The organism is Penaeicola halotolerans, from assembly GCF_016464625.1.
In the GTDB taxonomy this organism is placed as follows: domain Bacteria; phylum Bacteroidota; class Bacteroidia; order Cytophagales; family Cyclobacteriaceae; genus Penaeicola; species Penaeicola halotolerans.
The window spans coordinates 414,112-430,635 of the sequence record NZ_JAEAGO010000002.1 but is presented as its reverse complement, the minus strand read 5'-3'; the positions used below and the strand labels follow the sequence as shown (position 1 = coordinate 430,635).

13 protein-coding genes are annotated in these 16,524 nt (G+C 41.6%); 6 read left to right on the top strand and 7 right to left on the bottom strand.

Annotated elements, in window-relative coordinates; all coding sequences use genetic code 11:
* Window positions 1-26: 26 nt before the first annotated feature.
* Both I5349_RS06165 and I5349_RS06160 read right to left on the bottom strand, forming a co-directional pair.
* A complete protein-coding gene (locus I5349_RS06165) occupies window positions 27-809 on the bottom strand; it encodes a hypothetical protein (RefSeq protein ID WP_226389869.1) in 783 nt (260 codons plus the stop codon).
* A gap of 13 nt (window positions 810-822) precedes the next feature.
* Window positions 823-1,917 (bottom strand): ThiF family adenylyltransferase, encoded by a 1,095-nt coding sequence (locus I5349_RS06160; RefSeq protein ID WP_226389868.1) that lies wholly within the window; start codon window positions 1,915-1,917, stop codon window positions 823-825.
* A gap of 196 nt (window positions 1,918-2,113) precedes the next feature.
* On the opposite strand from I5349_RS06160, the gene I5349_RS06155 reads away from it, so the two are divergent.
* Window positions 2,114-2,578 carry a response regulator gene (locus I5349_RS06155; protein ID WP_226389867.1) on the top strand — a complete coding sequence of 155 codons (465 nt, stop codon included), beginning with the start codon at window positions 2,114-2,116 and terminating at the stop codon, window positions 2,576-2,578.
* On the opposite strand, the gene I5349_RS06150 is transcribed toward I5349_RS06155, so the two are convergent.
* The 3 genes from I5349_RS06150 to I5349_RS06140 form a co-directional block, all read right to left on the bottom strand.
* On the bottom strand, window positions 2,575-4,023 hold the full coding sequence (locus I5349_RS06150) for an SDR family oxidoreductase (protein WP_226389866.1): 1,449 nt from the start codon (window positions 4,021-4,023) through the stop codon (window positions 2,575-2,577). The two genes, I5349_RS06155 and I5349_RS06150, sit on opposite strands and share 4 nt — an antisense overlap.
* Window positions 4,023-5,267, bottom strand: coding sequence for an aspartyl protease family protein (locus tag I5349_RS06145; RefSeq protein WP_226389865.1), 1,245 nt, complete (start codon window positions 5,265-5,267; stop codon window positions 4,023-4,025). Before I5349_RS06145 ends, I5349_RS06150 begins: the two co-directional genes overlap by 1 nt.
* Before the next feature lie 72 nt (window positions 5,268-5,339).
* A complete protein-coding gene (locus tag I5349_RS06140) occupies window positions 5,340-5,903 on the bottom strand; it encodes a hypothetical protein (RefSeq protein ID WP_226389864.1) in 564 nt (187 codons plus the stop codon).
* A gap of 229 nt (window positions 5,904-6,132) precedes the next feature.
* Between I5349_RS06140 and I5349_RS06135 the strand changes: the two genes are divergently transcribed.
* The gene (locus tag I5349_RS06135; RefSeq protein WP_226389863.1) at window positions 6,133-6,600 is read left to right on the top strand and encodes a Fur family transcriptional regulator; all 468 of its coding nucleotides are present in this window, start codon (window positions 6,133-6,135) and stop codon (window positions 6,598-6,600) included.
* Window positions 6,601-6,635: 35 nt separating this feature from the next.
* Here I5349_RS06135 and I5349_RS06130 read toward each other — a convergent pair whose 3' ends face one another.
* Window positions 6,636-7,085 carry an SRPBCC family protein gene (locus I5349_RS06130; RefSeq protein ID WP_226389862.1) on the bottom strand — a complete coding sequence of 150 codons (450 nt, stop codon included), beginning with the start codon at window positions 7,083-7,085 and terminating at the stop codon, window positions 6,636-6,638.
* Window positions 7,086-7,210: 125 nt separating this feature from the next.
* On the opposite strand from I5349_RS06130, the gene I5349_RS06125 reads away from it, so the two are divergent.
* The 4 genes from I5349_RS06125 to I5349_RS06110 all read left to right on the top strand — a co-directional run bounded on the left by I5349_RS06125 (window position 7,211) and on the right by I5349_RS06110 (window position 15,676).
* Entirely contained in the window at window positions 7,211-7,591 is a 381-nt protein-coding gene (locus I5349_RS06125) for a hypothetical protein (RefSeq protein ID WP_226389861.1), read from the top strand.
* Between the two features lie 61 nt (window positions 7,592-7,652).
* Window positions 7,653-11,963, top strand: a complete 4,311-nt coding sequence (locus I5349_RS06120) for a CusA/CzcA family heavy metal efflux RND transporter (RefSeq protein ID WP_226389860.1) — start codon at window positions 7,653-7,655, stop codon at window positions 11,961-11,963.
* Window positions 11,950-13,080, top strand: a complete 1,131-nt coding sequence (locus I5349_RS06115) for an efflux RND transporter periplasmic adaptor subunit (RefSeq protein ID WP_226389859.1) — start codon at window positions 11,950-11,952, stop codon at window positions 13,078-13,080. Before I5349_RS06120 ends, I5349_RS06115 begins: the two co-directional genes overlap by 14 nt.
* A gap of 163 nt (window positions 13,081-13,243) precedes the next feature.
* On the top strand, window positions 13,244-15,676 hold the full coding sequence (locus I5349_RS06110; RefSeq protein WP_226389858.1) for a TonB-dependent receptor: 2,433 nt from the start codon (window positions 13,244-13,246) through the stop codon (window positions 15,674-15,676).
* A gap of 118 nt (window positions 15,677-15,794) precedes the next feature.
* Here the strand turns inward: I5349_RS06110 and I5349_RS06105 are convergent, their stop codons facing one another.
* Window positions 15,795-16,427, bottom strand: coding sequence for a cytochrome c oxidase subunit 3 (locus tag I5349_RS06105; protein WP_226389857.1), 633 nt, complete (start codon window positions 16,425-16,427; stop codon window positions 15,795-15,797).
* Window positions 16,428-16,524: the final 97 nt, after the last annotated feature.

Sequence of the window (16,524 nt, the reverse complement as noted above, 5' to 3'; positions counted from 1 at the left end):
GAAGCGCCAATAACCCAATTAAAATCTTAAAGGATTTGAATGTCATTATCTTTTGCAAATTTTTCTATCAGTTGCTGCTTTGTATGCATATTCAAAACATCTTTAAAACTAAACTCTTCTAGGTTATCAATCAGCAAGTTATAACTAATTTCCACCTCTTTATTTCTAAGAATCTCTACTCGCCTCCCCACAGGGTTTCTACTCAACTCAAATATATTTTTTTTATCTTCATCTTCGGCCTTGCTCAATGTCTGTACATCTTTTAGCACCATTGAGGTAGCTAAAAGATCTAGTTTTGGGTAGTAAAACGTCCCCTTATTTCCGATATTCTCGAGTAGTTCATAACCTAGTGTCTCTGCCATTCTCACAGTATAAGGAGCGCATAGTGCAAATAAACTTTCCAAGCCGATCAATTGTGAGATAGCTACGGCAGCTCGAGTTAAAAAAACACTTCCAATACCTAGGCCTGCCACCTCTCTAGAGTTCCAAAGTCCACAAATCTCTCCAGAACCTCTTTCTGCGTACTTATCTATGATCTCATAGATCTTATCATCCATCTCCCCAGTAGCCTCTTCTATTGGTAGCATTTGAGTACCACCACAAAGATGAACTCTAGCACCGCCTAGAACCCTTTCTCCATCTTCAGACTTTACTATAATCACAAACGCAGCAGGATTATCCTTCCAACTGTGCTTACTTGAAGTAACCTTATTAACCCCTATACTAGTAAGCACTTTACTATGGCCCTCTATGAACAGATCGCATTCATCTGGATAATCAATGGCTCTGAAAGCTTTTATAGTTACCATTAGAGAGGATTTTTCATTGAATAATCTGATCCAAATCTACATAATATCTACCGGAAACAAGTGTTTTTCCTAGGAGGACTTTCCTTGACATTTCAGCTGTGATGCCTCCTCCATAAGTGACAGAAGCGCCTAATTGAGGCCAAGTTGAAATTGTTTTACCTATTTGTCCGAGCGAATATTTAGCCTCATTTGATAGCTTATCGAAATCTATAATTGTCATTAATACTTGGGTTCTATTTTCAGGGGTGATCTCCTCGGAACCATCACCAAAGATAGGCTTCAACATCCCGTGAAATAGTGGACGCTGAGGCTCCAAATCAAATCGCTCTATATCAAGCATTCCTCGATCACTAGTATCCATCAGAACTGGTATCTGCAGCTGTCTAGCACGCTGTCTGGCCATGATCTTGACTTCCAGACTATCACATTCGTCTATGAGTAGATCCACTCGCCCGTTTGCCGTGAGAAATTCATCCAAATTAGCCGCAGTGACTCCCTCATGAAAGCAAGTTACTTTTAGATAGGGGTCGATCTCAGCAATCTCTCTAGCTACTGCCACCGTCTTTTGCAAGCCGATATTGTGCACGCCTGACCTGATTCTATTGATATTGGTGAGTTCTAAGATATCAAAGTCAGCGATGACCAGTTCACCATAGCCACGCTCCATAGTCAGGCTCATCGCCACTGATTGCCCCACAGAAAGACCAATTAAAGCAATCTTCTTTTGTGCAAGTAATGCTTGCTCTTCTGGTGTGATTTTGAAGCGATTACGAGAGGTTCGTAAACTAATAAAGTCGTCCTTTCTAAGAATATGAATGAGTTTTCTCAGCCATGGGTAGTAGACCCAAAGACCATATGTTTGCTGCTGATTTCCTAGCTCTTCAAGGGCAAGAGCCTGTAGTCGCTCCTCAGAAAACTTCTCTTGAGGATGCCTATTTTTGATCAACTCTGCTATTTGGCTTAGTATCGTATTACTGACCACTATTTTAGGATCTGACTTGAGTAGCTGAGCCAATTGCTCACTATCTGCCTGGTCCTTTAGATCAAAAAAAGTTGGAGTATATACCTTTTGAAGGCTAAAATCAGGGTTTAAAAGTTTGTCAAGCATAGGTCGAGTCAAAGCAAAAATCCAAGGTTTCTAAAATTTGCTCAATTGAATTCTTGGATATTTTATAATATTTTTACCAATAAATATAGAGACCTTAGACTGAACTTAAAATTTTTGCCTAATTTTATTTAACACAAAAAACTTAAGGCCTTTTGTACTAACTTTATTGAATCTCAAACCATAACTGAAGCATTTGATGTCGGCTGATAAAATAAACATTCTGTATGTAGATGATGAAGTGAATAATCTTCATTCATTTAAAGCAGCTTTTAGAAAAGATTATAATGTCTTTGTAGCCGAATCAGGACTAGAAGGACAGAAGATTTTGGCCGAGAATCCTATAGAAATCATTATCACTGATCAGCGCATGCCGGGGATGACAGGAGTGGAGTTTCTTGAGACGATCATCCCACTTTATCCTGAGCCTATCAGGATACTCCTCACAGGGTACACAGATATCCAAGCAGTGATCGATGCTATCAATAAGGGGCAAGTATATCACTATATCACGAAACCTTGGGAAGAGCAGTATCTCAAAAACATTATCAAAAACGCTTATGAGATGTTTGCACTAAGAAAAGAAAATAAGGAGCTGACTAAAAGCCTGATTCGAGCCAACGAACAATTAGAGTTTCTCCTGAGACAAAAACTACTTTCCTAAGCTGGGCGATAGGCAATCAGCCGATTGATCATCCCATTGAAGATAAATAAGTGAAAAGGCAAAACTGAGTACCAGTAAAGCCTGCCCATAATTCCCTGAGGTCTGAAAGTAGCGTTTTGTACTAAAAAATATCCATCCTTGGTCTTTCTAATATGAAACTCTAGCCAAGCTTCTCCAGGAAGCTTCATCTCCGCTAGTAATAAAAGTCTACGTTCTTCTCGATCTGCCAATAGTACCCTCCAAAAGTCAAGCGCATCTCCAGCTACCAAATGAAAAGGATCTCTGCGCCCTCTTCTTAGTCCCACACCACCGACTAACTTGTCCATATAGCCTCTAACCTTCCAAAGAAAGCCCCAGAAATACCATCCTCTCTCACCACCAATAGACCATATGTTTTGGACAATCCGCGGGATATCCTCCGCTGGCACCTTTCTGACTTTTTTATCTACAAAACAACCATACTTAGGTACTTGGATATATTGGCTTCGCTGTAGGTCATCTGCACTGGCTACGAAGCTATCTTTCCAACTGGAGATGACTTCATTTTGTGCGATCTTGTTAAATGCTAAATTGACTGCATGATCATATTGAATCAGCTCTACAGGCACATATGCCCGTATCTCCCCAGTCTTGACGACTACTTCATTGCGCATGCTGTCCACCAAGCTTCTCGCTAGTCCAAAAGAAGTAGATGTCACAAAGTACAGCCAAAGCGAGGATAGCTTTGGTGTAAGTACTGGCACAGTAAAAATCCATCGCTTCAGCCCTCTCACTTCTCCAAATTTCAGCAGCATCTCTTTGTACGTGAGTGACTCAGGACCTCCTATGTCAAAGATCTTGTCATAGGTTCCTTCATTAAGAGCCACCCCTTTGAGGTACTCCAGCACATTTCTGATCGCGATAGGCTGGCACTTTGTCTGCAACCACTTAGGAGCAATCATGACGGGAAGTTTTTCTACCAAATCCCTAATGATCTCAAAGGAAGCACTCCCAGATCCTATGATGATAGGAGCACGTAAGACTGTCAATGCGTAATGAGACGACTGCAGATAAGTCTCTACATTTTTTCGAGAAGTCAAGTGCTTAGACAGTCCATCATCATTGGAGATACCTCCTAAGTAAATGACCTGCTTGACTGTAGTATTGACAAGGTAAGATTGGAAGTTTTCTGCACAAGCTTTTTCTAGCTTGGTGAAATCTGTGGAAGTCTTGCCCATCGAATGCACCAAATAGTAGGCTACATCTATATCTGTAGGGAGACTTTCTAAAGTATCAGGTTTTAGAAGATCTGCTTCTACTAAGCTGACTTTAGCTCGTAGATCCTCCTCCAAGTCTATCCTGTCCACATCTCTGACAAGACAGACCACTCGATGCCCTGCCTGTACAAGCAGTGGAAGTAGTCTTCGACCAATGTACCCATTGGCTCCTGTCAGTAATATTTTCATTAAATGAGTCGCTTTAGATCAAACTTGACGCGAAGCTTTTCACCATTTCTCAAGACAACCATCCTGATAGTCCTGCCATCTTTAGAGCTCATCAAATCATTTACCTGAGTCAAAGTCATAGAAGAAGCTAGTGAACCATTAAGCGCATAGAGGATATCCCCTTTTTGAAGTCCTGCATCATCTCCAGGTGTCCCTTCGCGTATAGAGTTGATAACTATCTTCTTGCCTAATAGTTCCTGCGCTTTAAACTCAATCCCAGACATGTTAAATTCAAAACGTTCTCTATACCTGCCTCCTTTGGCTAGAAATAATTGCTTTTTATCATAATCGATGATGATCCGAAGCTTGGAGAAAATATCGGCTCCCACCGTGCCGAAGCGACCTGTGTCTTTGATGATAGATGAAAAATCATTCGGATCTGGATAGGATGTAAGTACCTCACGAAAGGTGAAACGGTTGAAAGAAACTTTGTCCACTCTACCAACTACACCACCGATCTCACCCCCAAGTCCACGTCCTAGACTAGTCTCCAGCTGACGATCAGGCATAAAGACATCATCAGTTGTTTCCCTATTGATCATGATCGCATGACTGGCGCCAGTGTCTACCAGCATTTTAGCATTTTTCAGCACTTTGCCATTTCTCTGTTGGATATCTATCGTGATATAAGGCTTCGTGTCGATGATCTCCAGTGGCACCTTGCGCATGCGCTTAGGGCGCTTAAAACTCCTCGGCTCATGCAATGTCATGATCATATCATCGTAGTTGAGCTCTACCACAAAGCGATCAAAGAGATCAAACCCAATAATCCCATGAATAGGAAGCCCCAAAAAGCTCTTCAAGTCTAGATAATCTTCTTCCAAGACCAAGAAAGATTGGTTTCTCGCGATCAAACCTCCTAATACGAGGTAGTCAACTCCAGAGGCAACGTAAGCATTGACAGTATTTTTACCATCTGGACCCATGAGCGCAAGCTGACGATCATAATTGATATTGATCAGATCACTGTAAACCTTGTCTATCAGCAGAGTATAGCGTACACCCGTATCTACCACAAAGTTGAGTGGAAGCTGGTTCTGAAGCATCATTTTCACGATGATCAGGTTACCATGATTCTCAAAAGGAATTTCGACTTTTCGTTGATTGTTGGTCAGAAAGAATCCACTCACCTCGAACTGTTGACCAAGGACTTGAGTACTCAGGAATATAAATAGACCAAACAACCCCGATTTGATGAAGCGCATAAATTTGATGACCTTCTTTTTGATAATTTAATCAAATAATAGCTTTCAGCATCAAATTGTTACGAGGAATATTTAGACTCTTGGATTTTGATGAATTAGGATGCTAGGAGGGGCTGTTTTGATTTTTATCCTAAAAAACATCAACGCCACTAAGCCTAGTAAATTAAATGAGCCCCAAGTGATCAAGATCGTCATCCAAGAGATGTAAGATGGAATCACCATATATAGGTCAAAGAGGTATTGAAGGACAAACAAGAAACCTTCAATAAGCGCTACTGCGGTAAAAATGGCTACATTGACTTTGACCAGAATCTCTGCATAGGCCAAGCAGCAGAGCTTCATAGCCGAAGCACCCATCAGTGTACGAAGGGCAAGTTCTTTGCGCCTATTGATAAACACAGAGTAATAGATGTGTAGATAAAATAAAAAGCTGAAAAAGGTTAGTAAAAAGGGAAACAACCAAATGATCGGCTCCAACCAGTCTGTGATCAGGCTATACAGCACCTGCTTGTCCATGATAAACTGGAGGATAAATAAAAAGATACAAGTTTCTAGGATCATCCCAATTAGATGCGCCTTGCCATACTCTATGGCCCTGATCCTGTTCCAACCCATTTTGATATGATAGATCAACATAAAAATTTCATTCCCCTGATTTTTGCCAAATATCGTTCCCAAAAGCTTGAAGTTAGTCAAAATACGGAAACTTAAAGTTTTAAGCACAAAAAGCTAAGTATATCTCTCACAGGGTGTACGAATCTGCACGCTATATTGCCCTCTAGAGTACAGCAATTTATTTATCCCTTGATTTGATTTACAATAGAAATTCACGCATATTTAAAGTCGAACACAAAATCAAGAGGCGGTGGATAAGCATATCATAGACAAAGCAAAGCGCATATTTGAAGACTATCTCTCAAGACAAGGCAGTCGCAAGACACCAGAGCGATTTTCCGTCATAGATGAGCTATATGCATTGCCACAAGATGAGCACATCGATGTAGAAAATCTTTTTCTCAAAATGAGAAATAAAGGCTATACCATCAGTCGCGCTACGATCTACAATACGCTAGATTTGCTAGTAGAATGTGGCCTAGCTGTCAAACACCAGTTCAAAGATAAAGTAGCCCTCTACGAACAAGCGCTCACTTACAAGCATCATGACCACCATGTCTGCAACCAATGTCGCAAAATCAGAGAGTTCTCAGATGCGCGCATCAATGATATCAAAGAAGCTATGGGTAAGTCACTGGATTCTAAGATCACCAGTCACTCACTTGTACTATATGGAGATTGTGTGATCGAGGATTGCGAAAATCTCAAACTTGGCTGAGTCCAAACACCATAAACCCAAAACCCAAGCACGTCTTACTGACGTGCTTTTTTTGTAAATACTCGCTTGTAAATCGGCTTTCTATAGAGAAACTGCAAATAAAGTACAGGATACAGCAGCCATGTCAGCAATAGAAATGGAGCTTTAAAACTAATATCATCTATGATCACCGATGCATCTCCTCGAGCCTCTACGATATGCCTGTGTTTCCAATACTTTAAGAAAAAAGGGAGTTTCACACCCTCATCTACAAACATGAAAATCTGTTCGTCTGTACGATCTTCGGTGATGAGACTATCCCACCTCTGCTTAAAAAAGATAAAATTGAGCTCCAAGCTGACTTGATCACCAGTATCACAGCCATCAAATTTCAATAGTTTGACAGGGGGAAAAGGGGGATTAAGTTTCAAAAAAAGGTCTTGTGTGAAACCTTCCTTAACGGATAAATGATCTGCCGAAACTTCTGTCTGAATTTGGATATGCATGATTGATTGCTTTCCATCATGACCGCTAAATGGAGTAAAATGTTTTGAAATAGCTCCTGTAGGCCTAGCAGTATATTTTACATGATTGGATTTTTATTTTACAGAGTTCCATGTACATTTCGACCATGAAACCACTAGTAGCAGTTTTAATGGCCTCATTTCTCTTTTTGGCAAGTCTCCTGCCGATGAGTGCCACTGGTGAGTTTTCAAAAATCCCTGCTTTCATTGACCATTTCAACTATCATAAAGCACAAGCGAGTGGTGACTTTGATATGATAGATTTCATCGTCATGCATTATAGCATCGGTAGTCAACATGAAGAACCTGTACATGAAACAGCCCTTCCTCTATTTGGTAGCCAAGTATCAGGCCTTCAACTTTTCATGCCTAACTTATTCTCCTTTGATTTTACTGATATTCCTCAAGGAGTATCTTATACTAGCTTCTATGCTAACTTTTATGATTCATTAGACCTCGGTCTTTTGATCCAGCCTCCACGCATCTGATGTGACCTCTTGCGCTCCTCAAAGCGCACTATTTACATTTCTCACATCAATATCTGCTATCATGATTGATCAAATCATCCGCTATAGCATCAAGAATAAGCTAATCATCATAATCTTGATGCTAGGGCTGATAGGTTGGGGTACTTACTCAGCTACTCAGCTCGCTTTAGATGCCGTCCCTGACATCACCAACAATCAGGTTCAAGTAGTCACCGTATCTCCCGCACTAGCACCAGAGGAGATGGAGCAATTTGTCACTTTTCCTGTAGAACTGGCCATGGCCAACCTCCCAAGTGTGGAAGAGATCCGCTCCATTTCTCGCTATGGACTGTCAGTAGTGACCATCGTATTTGAAGAGGATTTTCCCATACTCGATGCCCGACAGCTGGTATCAGAACAAATACTGAAAGCCTCTGAAGAAATCCCCTCTGGAATGGGAAGTCCAGAACTCATGCCGATCACTACAGGACTAGGCGAAATCTATCAATACACACTAGAAATCAGCCCAGATAAAAAACACCTTTATAATGCGATGGAGCTACGATCTATTCAAGACTGGATCGTCAAAAGACAGCTCTCTGGCATACCAGGTATCGTAGAGGTGAGTTCATTTGGCGGATATCTCAAGCAGTATGAAGTCAGTGTCAACTCTCAATCACTTCAGAGCTTTGGTCTAAGTCTTTTAGATGTCATATCAGCACTTGAAAAAAGTAATCAAAATATCGGTGGAGGCTATCTCAATGATGGACAAAAGGCTTATGCGATCCGAGCAGAAGGACTCATCAAAAGCCCTAGTGACATAGAGCAGATCGTGATCAAATCTATCAATGGCGTACCTATTCTTATCAGTCAAGTGGCGGAGGTAACATTTGGCAGCGCACTGAGATATGGTGCTATGACCAAGGATGGCAAGGGAGAGGCTGTAGGAGGCATCACCCTCATGCTCAAAGGAGCCAACTCCTCTAAAACGATCGATTTGGTCAAAGCCAAAGTAGCAGAAGTACAAAAAAGTCTACCCGATGGGGTCAGCATAGTCCCTTATCTTGACCGCTCTAAGCTAGTGGATAAAACCATTGCTACTGTTTCCAAAAATCTGATAGAAGGAGGGCTCATTGTCATCTTCGTTTTGGTGCTACTTCTTGGTAACTTCCGAGCGGGACTGATTGTGGCTTCGGTGATTCCTTTAGCGATGCTTTTTGCCCTAGCGATGATGCATATATTCGGCATCTCTGCTAACCTCATGTCGCTAGGAGCCATCGACTTTGGGATCGTAGTAGATGGATCAGTGATCATCGTAGAGAGCATCTTGCACTATTTCCACAAAACTAAGAGTGGCACCAAGCTCACCCAAGATCAAATGGATGAGTCTGTATTTAGTGCTGCTGCTAAAATCAGAACCTCTGCGGCTTTTGGCGAAATCATCATCCTCATCGTTTACTTACCTATACTTGCGCTCACAGGTATCGAGGGGAAAACATTTGGCCCGATGGCACAGACAGTAAGCTTTGCGATATTGGGAGCATTCATCCTTTCGCTGACTTACGTGCCGATGATGTCTGCGCTTTTCCTCAAAAAAGAAATCAACCATAAGGAAAACTTCTCGGACAAGATCATCGCTTGGCTTCAGCGTGGCTACATGCCATTACTTTCGGTAGCACTATCTCATGCGCGCAAAACAGTATTGATCGCACTTTCTCTATTTATCTTGACAGTCATGGCATTTCTCAAGATGGGAGGCGAGTTTATCCCTACGCTGGAGGAAGGTGACTTGGCCATGCAGATCACACTCCCACCTGGATCGTCCCTAGAGGAGAGCATCAAAACCTCCACTAAGGCTGAAAAAATCCTTTTGGACAACTTCCCAGAGGTGACAGGCGTGATCTCCAAAATCGGTACAGCCGAAATCCCCACAGACCCCATGTCTGTAGAGGAAGCCGATGTGATGATTTTGCTCAAAGAAAAAGACGAATGGGTCAGCGCAGACAATAGAGAAGACTTAGCAGACCTGATGAAGGAAAAGCTGAGTGTCTTAGTGCATGCTTCTTTTGATTTTACCCAACCTATACAACTCAGATTCAATGAACTGATGACGGGTGTGAAAACCGACATAGCTGTCAAAATATATGGTGATGACTTAAATGTCCTATCAGAAAAAGCACAAGAAGCTGCTCGTATGATCAGAGACATTGACGGTGCCGGAGACATCAAAGTAGAGCAGATAGAAGGTTCGCCTCAGTATCGGATCAACTATCAACCTACACTTATGGCACGCTATGGACTCCAAGTGTCTGAGGTCAACCAAGTTGTAAAAGCCGCCATAGGTGGTGCTCAGACGGGGGTCGTCTATGAGGGAGAGCGTAGGTTTGACTTGGTCGTGAGACTACGCGAACAAGAGAGGCAGACTCTTGAGCTTAGCAGCTTGATGATCCCACTAACTGATGGATCTAGTATCCCTCTTTCGCAAGTAGCGGAAGTCTCTCAGCAAGAAGGTCCACTACAAATCTCAAGGGAAAATACCAATAGACGCATTACTATCGGCATCAATGTTCGCAATAGAGATGTGGAAAGCTTGGTAAATGAAATCAATAAAAAGTTGTCGAAAGGTCTCCAGCTAGATCCTGGATACTATGTCACTTATGGGGGGCAATTTGAAAACCTTAAAAATGCGGAAAAACGACTGGCTGTTGCAGTGCCTATCGCACTTCTGCTAATCATTATTTTACTCTACTTTACTTTTCGTTCTGTGAAATATACGCTGATGATATTCACAGCAGTACCGCTATCAGCTATTGGAGGAGTAGGAGCCCTTTACTTAAGAGGCATGCCTTTTAGTATCTCTGCAGGTGTAGGGTTTATCGCTCTATTCGGAGTAGCAGTCCTCAATGGCATTGTCCTCATCAGCTATCTTAACTCACTCAAAGAAGAAAAAAATATGGACTTAATCAGCTTAATCAAAGAGGGAGCAAAAGTAAGACTCAGACCTGTCATCATGACTGCGGCTGTAGCTTCTATGGGTTTTTTGCCGATGGCTTTGAGTAATAGCGCAGGTGCAGAAGTTCAAAAACCGCTCGCCACAGTAGTAATTGGAGGGCTTATCACAGCTACACTACTCACACTATTGGTATTGCCAGCCTTGTATTATTTGGGCGAAGTCTTTTCTTTTAAAACCCCCAAAAAATCATTGCTACTGATACTATGCCTCTTTAGTGCATCTTTATTATATGCACAAGATGCCAAAGAACTAACTTTAGCAGAAGCCAAAGCATACGCTATAGCACATCATCCGCTGGTGGAGTCAGCAGAACTAGCCGTCTCAGCTCAGCGACTCAGTAAAAAAGAAAGTTTCGCTTTGGGCATGACAGACCTCAACTATACCTATGGTCAGCAAAACTTCCCCCAGCGAGACCCGTATTTTGAGATTAATCAAAACTTGGGGAGTATTCCTGCTCACCTACAGAGAGCCAAAAAAGCTTCAGCCATCACCGAGTTTACAAATACACAAAAGCAGCTGACTATAGCGCAACTCTCCTATGAGGTGAGTCGAGCCTATCAAGAGACCCTCTTTAGACAGTCACAGTTAGACCTCATCAAAAACACCTATGTGTATTACGAAAGATTTGATGAAAAAGCGGCCTTAAGATTCGCTACTGGAGAAATCTCGCTATTAGAGCGTACTACTGCTCAGACAAATAAAATGGCACTTTCTAATCAACTCCTTCAGGCTGAGCAAATGCTATCACAAGCCATGCAAGCATTAAAGTACTGGCTGTTCAGTGAGGAAGATATCATATTAAGAGACAGTCTAGTGTCACTGAATGTAGTGGAAGCCCCTCATGCGGAAAGCACTTTAATGTGGCAACTACAACAAGCACAGGTGCAAGTAGCTTCTCAGGAGATTCGTGTGCAAAAAAGTCAGCTATTCCCAGAGCTTAATCTCGGGTACTTTGTCCAAAATATCAGTGATCCTGCAGGCCCATTTACGGGACTAAATGGCTTCAAAGTGGGGCTATCTGTCCCAATTTGGTTTGTACCAAACAGCGCCAAAATACAGCAAAGTAAAATCGCTCATCAGCAAGCGCAGATTGAGATGGATCGTATGCGGTTTGAGATCAATCGTGAGCTTCAACAGCTTCAAAGCAATCAAATATTGCTCACCAAGCAGCTAGCATATTATGAGGAATATGCGCTACAGCAAGCTACTCAGCTAGAAGAAACTGCCCAAATACAGTATGATAGCGGTCAGGCTTCTTACATAGAGTATCTCCAAAGTCTCTCTACAGCTATGAACATTCGACTGCAGCACCTAGAGACTATTTTCAACTACAATGACCTAATTCTAAAAATCGACTACTACAATCATGAAAATCAATAAATATATCAGCCTAACGTTTTGGCTCCCACTCTTAGTAGCTTGCCAAAATAACCCTGAAACTAAGGAGCAGGAAGTCTTCAACTCATCAAACAATATCATTCTTACAGCTGATCAAATAGCGGCTGCTCAAATCTCATGGGGAGCACTGGAAAAGAAGCACTTGACCGAGACTTTTCAATGTACAGGTGTAGTAGATGTGCCTCCCGAAAGTACCGCTAATATCACAGCTCCCATTGGTGCTTTCGTAAAGGAGACACATTTTTACCCTGGAGATTATGTCAAAAAAGGTACTAAACTAGCTACCCTTCAACACCCTGAACTGATCAAAATGCAGCAGCAGTTTCTCGAACTTCAAAGTCAGCATAGATTTTTGGACCAAGAGTACGAACGTCAAAAACAACTGAGGTCAGGAGATGCTTCCTCACTCAAGCAGTTTCAAGAAGTAGAAAATAGCTGGCAGATCACGCAAGCTTCTCTTGCTAGTATCAAAGCACAACTAGAACTTATGGGCATAAATACAGCTAATATCTCTGCAAATAAGTTGATTTCAAGTCTTGATATCTTAGCCCCGATCTCTGGCTATATCACCCAAAACAACCTAAGCATCGGCAAATACATGGATCCCAATCAAGTCATGTATCAGATGATAGACAAGACACACATGCACTTAGAACTTAAAGTCTATGAAAAAGATATCCTCAAAGTCAAAATTGGTCAAAAACTTGATTTCACTTTCCCAGGCAGCGGAGACAAAAGCTATCAAGGAGAGATCGTACTCATCGGGCAACAAGTAGACCCTCATGAACGCATCATCCTAGTACATGCACACCCCGAAGCAGACTATGATTTTCTCAGACCAGGAGTCTATATCAATGCTACGGTTTATAGCTCTGAAGAACAAAACTGGGCACTTCCTAAAAGCGCCATCATTCAGGAAGGTGGCGCTACTTATGGTTTTATCAAAACGAGTGAAGGTTTCATAAAGACGCCTATAAAGATAGGCGCAAGCTCAGGAGATTGGGTTTCGCTCATTGAATTGAGCCCTGAACAGCAGTCATCTACTTGGGTACAGAGTGGTGCCTACTACATAGCGGCCAGTCAAAGTACCGAAGAGTAAATGCTTAAATCAATCAGATCAACTGTCCGAAAAGATGTCCGCTTTTTGGACAGTTAATTTTTTAAAAAACTATATAAATCATTGATTAACAGTTGTTTAATATTTTTTGGCATCAATATTTCAGCTAGCAGAGAAATCATTCACTTTTCAAAGCAAGCAAATCATGTTATCAAAATTTTTAAGCTGTGTAGTTTTATTTTTCAGTTTTCAATTGACTACACCTAGCCATGCCCAGCAAGAGAGTTTGCTATCTGGCACACTACAAACTGAATCTGGCGAAGCGGTCGCATTTGCCAATGTGGTTTTGATCAAAAATTCCGACCAATCACTCATCACTGGAGTGGTTTCTGATGAATCGGGTAAGTTTGCTCTTAAGACTACTTATACAGGAGAGGCTATACTCAAGGTCAGCGCTATTGGCTTTGATACTTTCCAATCTGAAACGATGAAACTCACATCAGGTAGCCAAAAGGACTTTGGCATACTCCAAGTCAAAGAGTCCGCTGAGCTACTCAATGAAGTCACCGTCTCTAGCACAAGACCAGAAGTCACTATCAAAGCCGACAGAACGGTGGTCAATGTAGAAGGTACCGTGATGGCAGAAGGAAACAATGCACTAGATGTGATCGGAAGATCGCCTGGAGTATTTGTCGATGGAGATGGCAATATCAAACTCAATGGCCGTGCAGGTGTCATCGTCATGATCGATGAGCGCCCTACCTACATGAGTGCAGCCGATCTAGCCAATTTCCTCAGAGCGATGCCTGCTGACAATCTCAAGAGTATAGAAGTAATCAACAATCCAGGCTCACAGTTTGACGCTGAAGGCGCAGGAGGTGTCATCAATATCGTATTGAAGAAAAACACACTCAACGGTATGAATGGAAGTGCTTTTGTCGGTGGACAATATAACGGTCTGTATTCAAGTAATGCTGGTGCCTCGCTAAATATCAAAAATAATAAATGGACTTATACGACAAGTCTCAATGCGGGTCAAAACAATGTATTCAATGACCTCAATATCACTAGAAATTTCCAACAGTCAGAAGGAGTCGCTAGCTTCAATCAGGCTACTCGACTTGATGAAAACAGGTCTAACGTCATCGCAAATGGTGGGCTCGACTACCAGATAAATGATCAGCACAGTGTAGGAACGAATGTGTCTTGGGCAAATTTTGACAATGGAGTAGATGCTATTTCTAATACTACAATCACAAATCCCAACACTACAGACATCAATCGTATCAGCTCACTCAATGACAATCAGCAGGACAATAACCGTCTCTTTGCCAACTTCCACTATGTAGGCAAACTTGATACGATGGGTACTAGACTTACTTCGGACATAGATGTGGCTAAGATGCGCGTCTCTAGCAATGGCATACTAGCTAATAGCTACTGGGTCAATGAGGACTTTGCCAATGCTGATAGAGATGATATCCGTACGATCAATGATATGGACTATCGCATCCTTACCGCTAAAGTTGACTTCAGCAAACCACTTGCTAAAGGAAAGTCATTTGCTGCGGGACTAAAAGGCAGCTGGATCAACTCTGACAATAACCTTGACCTTAGCAGAAGAACACCTAATGAGCCATGGATCACTGATCCTAATAGCAATAGGTTTATCTACACTGAAAATGTCCTAGCGGCATATAGTAACTATAATACCAATTGGGGGGAAAAAGTCAGTGCACAACTCGGGCTTAGAGCGGAGTACTCTGATATCACTGGTGAGTCGATCACGCTCAATCAACTCAATAGACAACAGTATGTAAGCTTATTTCCAAGTGTATTTGTACAGCAGCAAATCACGCCTGACTATAAGATCATCTACAATGTCAACAGAAGGATCACCAGACCAAACTACCGTAGCTTAAATCCTTATGTGTTTTACATAGATCCGTTGACTACTGAGGAAGGTAATCCGAATTTGAGACCGATGTTTTCTAGCAATTTTGAAGTCACTCAAGTATTTAAAAACAGCTATCAGGTGACCCTAAGGTATAGTCGCACAACAGATATCTTTAACCAAGTGATGTACCAAGACGAAGAGACTAAAACCAGTCGTCTGCGCATGGCCAACCTAGATAATGCGAGTTTCTATAATATCAACTTTATGATCCCAGTCGACATCACGAAGTGGTGGGGTGTGAGCAACTATATCGAGACATTCCACAGTAGGTTCCAGTCACAGATAGGCGAAGATTTACTGGAAGTGAGCCAGACCTCTTTCAACATTCGCAGTCAGCACAACATCAACTTGCCAAAGGGCTTCAAAGTAGAACTGATGGGTATGTATGTAGGTCCTTTTCAAGATGGTCAGCTTGCCATTAGCGGATTTGGTTGGGTAGACCTAGGACTGAACAAGAGCTTTGCCGATGGCAAATACAGCATTGCGGTAAATGCTACAGACCTTTTCAGAACACAAAAAATCCGTGGAGCAGTAGATTTTGAACAGATCGATACGAGCTTTAGACAGTATAGAAGTCAGCAGGGAGTGCGTGTTACCCTCAGATATAGATTCAACAAAGGAGAGAAATTCAATGTCAACTCTAGAAGCGGTAGTGACGAAGAGCGCAGCAGATTGAATTAATTTTTTGACCTCAAAAAACAAAACAGGCTGACGGAGAAATTTCTGTCAGCCTGAATTTTTATAGTTTGATGACCAACAATATTGAAGGAATATGAAATGAATTGATTTTCTGAATGCTTTAAAAACTTAATAGAAAAACGAAAAATAAAATGATCCAAAGCGCATCCATGAAGTGCCAGTAAGTAGCAAAAAGTCTGATCTTTAACTGATCAAAAGGATTGGTAGCAAAGATCAAAGTGTCTACAGGATCTACAGCTATTTTGAGAACTCTCAAAAACAAAGAAATAGCAAAAATCAATGCGCCAAGTAAGTGCACCAAGTGTATGCCTGAAATAATGTAGAGAAAACTCCCACTAGGCAAGCCATTGAACTTGATCCCCATATCATCTAGCTCTTTCCAACCTAAAACCTGTAAGAAAGTAAAAACTAAGCCAAGTATCAGTGTAGCTCCTGTATAGATCAGTAACTGTCGAATATTATCCTCCACATAGAATAAACGTAATCTACTGACCGTATAACTGGAGATCAATATGGCAAAAGAACTTGCTATGAAAGCCTTCGGGATATAAAAACGATTGAAAACCAGTCCATCTGGCTGTGATAATAAAAAGGCAATAACAAAGAATAAGAATATCAACCCACTACCAAACATAGCCAAATAGATGATCGTCTGAAACGGATGCATCCGCTCTATGCGCTCAAAGGTGCTGAGGCGCTCTTTTTCTGACGATTTGGCTACTGGCTTATTCATATGCACATAAACTTCTTACGCTTATTATAGTTCTCATTCCTTAGAAATTATTTCATCAAATCTTAAACCTTTCTCTAAGGTATCGCCATTTATATAG

What these genes read in the sequence shown, in the direction of transcription:
- I5349_RS06140 (WP_226389864.1), bottom strand. Translation starts at nt 5,903, where the DNA reads ATGTTGATCTATCATATCAAAATGGGTTGGAACAGGATCAGGGCCATA.
- I5349_RS06145 (WP_226389865.1), bottom strand. Translation starts at nt 5,267, where the DNA reads ATGCGCTTCATCAAATCGGGGTTGTTTGGTCTATTTATATTCCTGAGT.
- I5349_RS06130 (WP_226389862.1), bottom strand. Translation starts at nt 7,085, where the DNA reads ATGCATATCCAAATTCAGACAGAAGTTTCGGCAGATCATTTATCCGTT.
- I5349_RS06155 (WP_226389867.1), top strand. Translation starts at nt 2,114, where the DNA reads ATGTCGGCTGATAAAATAAACATTCTGTATGTAGATGATGAAGTGAAT.
- I5349_RS06160 (WP_226389868.1), bottom strand. Translation starts at nt 1,917, where the DNA reads ATGCTTGACAAACTTTTAAACCCTGATTTTAGCCTTCAAAAGGTATAT.
- I5349_RS06110 (WP_226389858.1), top strand. Translation starts at nt 13,244, where the DNA reads ATGTTATCAAAATTTTTAAGCTGTGTAGTTTTATTTTTCAGTTTTCAA.
- I5349_RS06150 (WP_226389866.1), bottom strand. Translation starts at nt 4,023, where the DNA reads ATGAAAATATTACTGACAGGAGCCAATGGGTACATTGGTCGAAGACTA.
- I5349_RS06125 (WP_226389861.1), top strand. Translation starts at nt 7,211, where the DNA reads ATGAAACCACTAGTAGCAGTTTTAATGGCCTCATTTCTCTTTTTGGCA.
- I5349_RS06120 (WP_226389860.1), top strand. Translation starts at nt 7,653, where the DNA reads ATGATTGATCAAATCATCCGCTATAGCATCAAGAATAAGCTAATCATC.
- I5349_RS06165 (WP_226389869.1), bottom strand. Translation starts at nt 809, where the DNA reads ATGGTAACTATAAAAGCTTTCAGAGCCATTGATTATCCAGATGAATGC.
- I5349_RS06105 (WP_226389857.1), bottom strand. Translation starts at nt 16,427, where the DNA reads ATGAATAAGCCAGTAGCCAAATCGTCAGAAAAAGAGCGCCTCAGCACC.
- I5349_RS06115 (WP_226389859.1), top strand. Translation starts at nt 11,950, where the DNA reads ATGAAAATCAATAAATATATCAGCCTAACGTTTTGGCTCCCACTCTTA.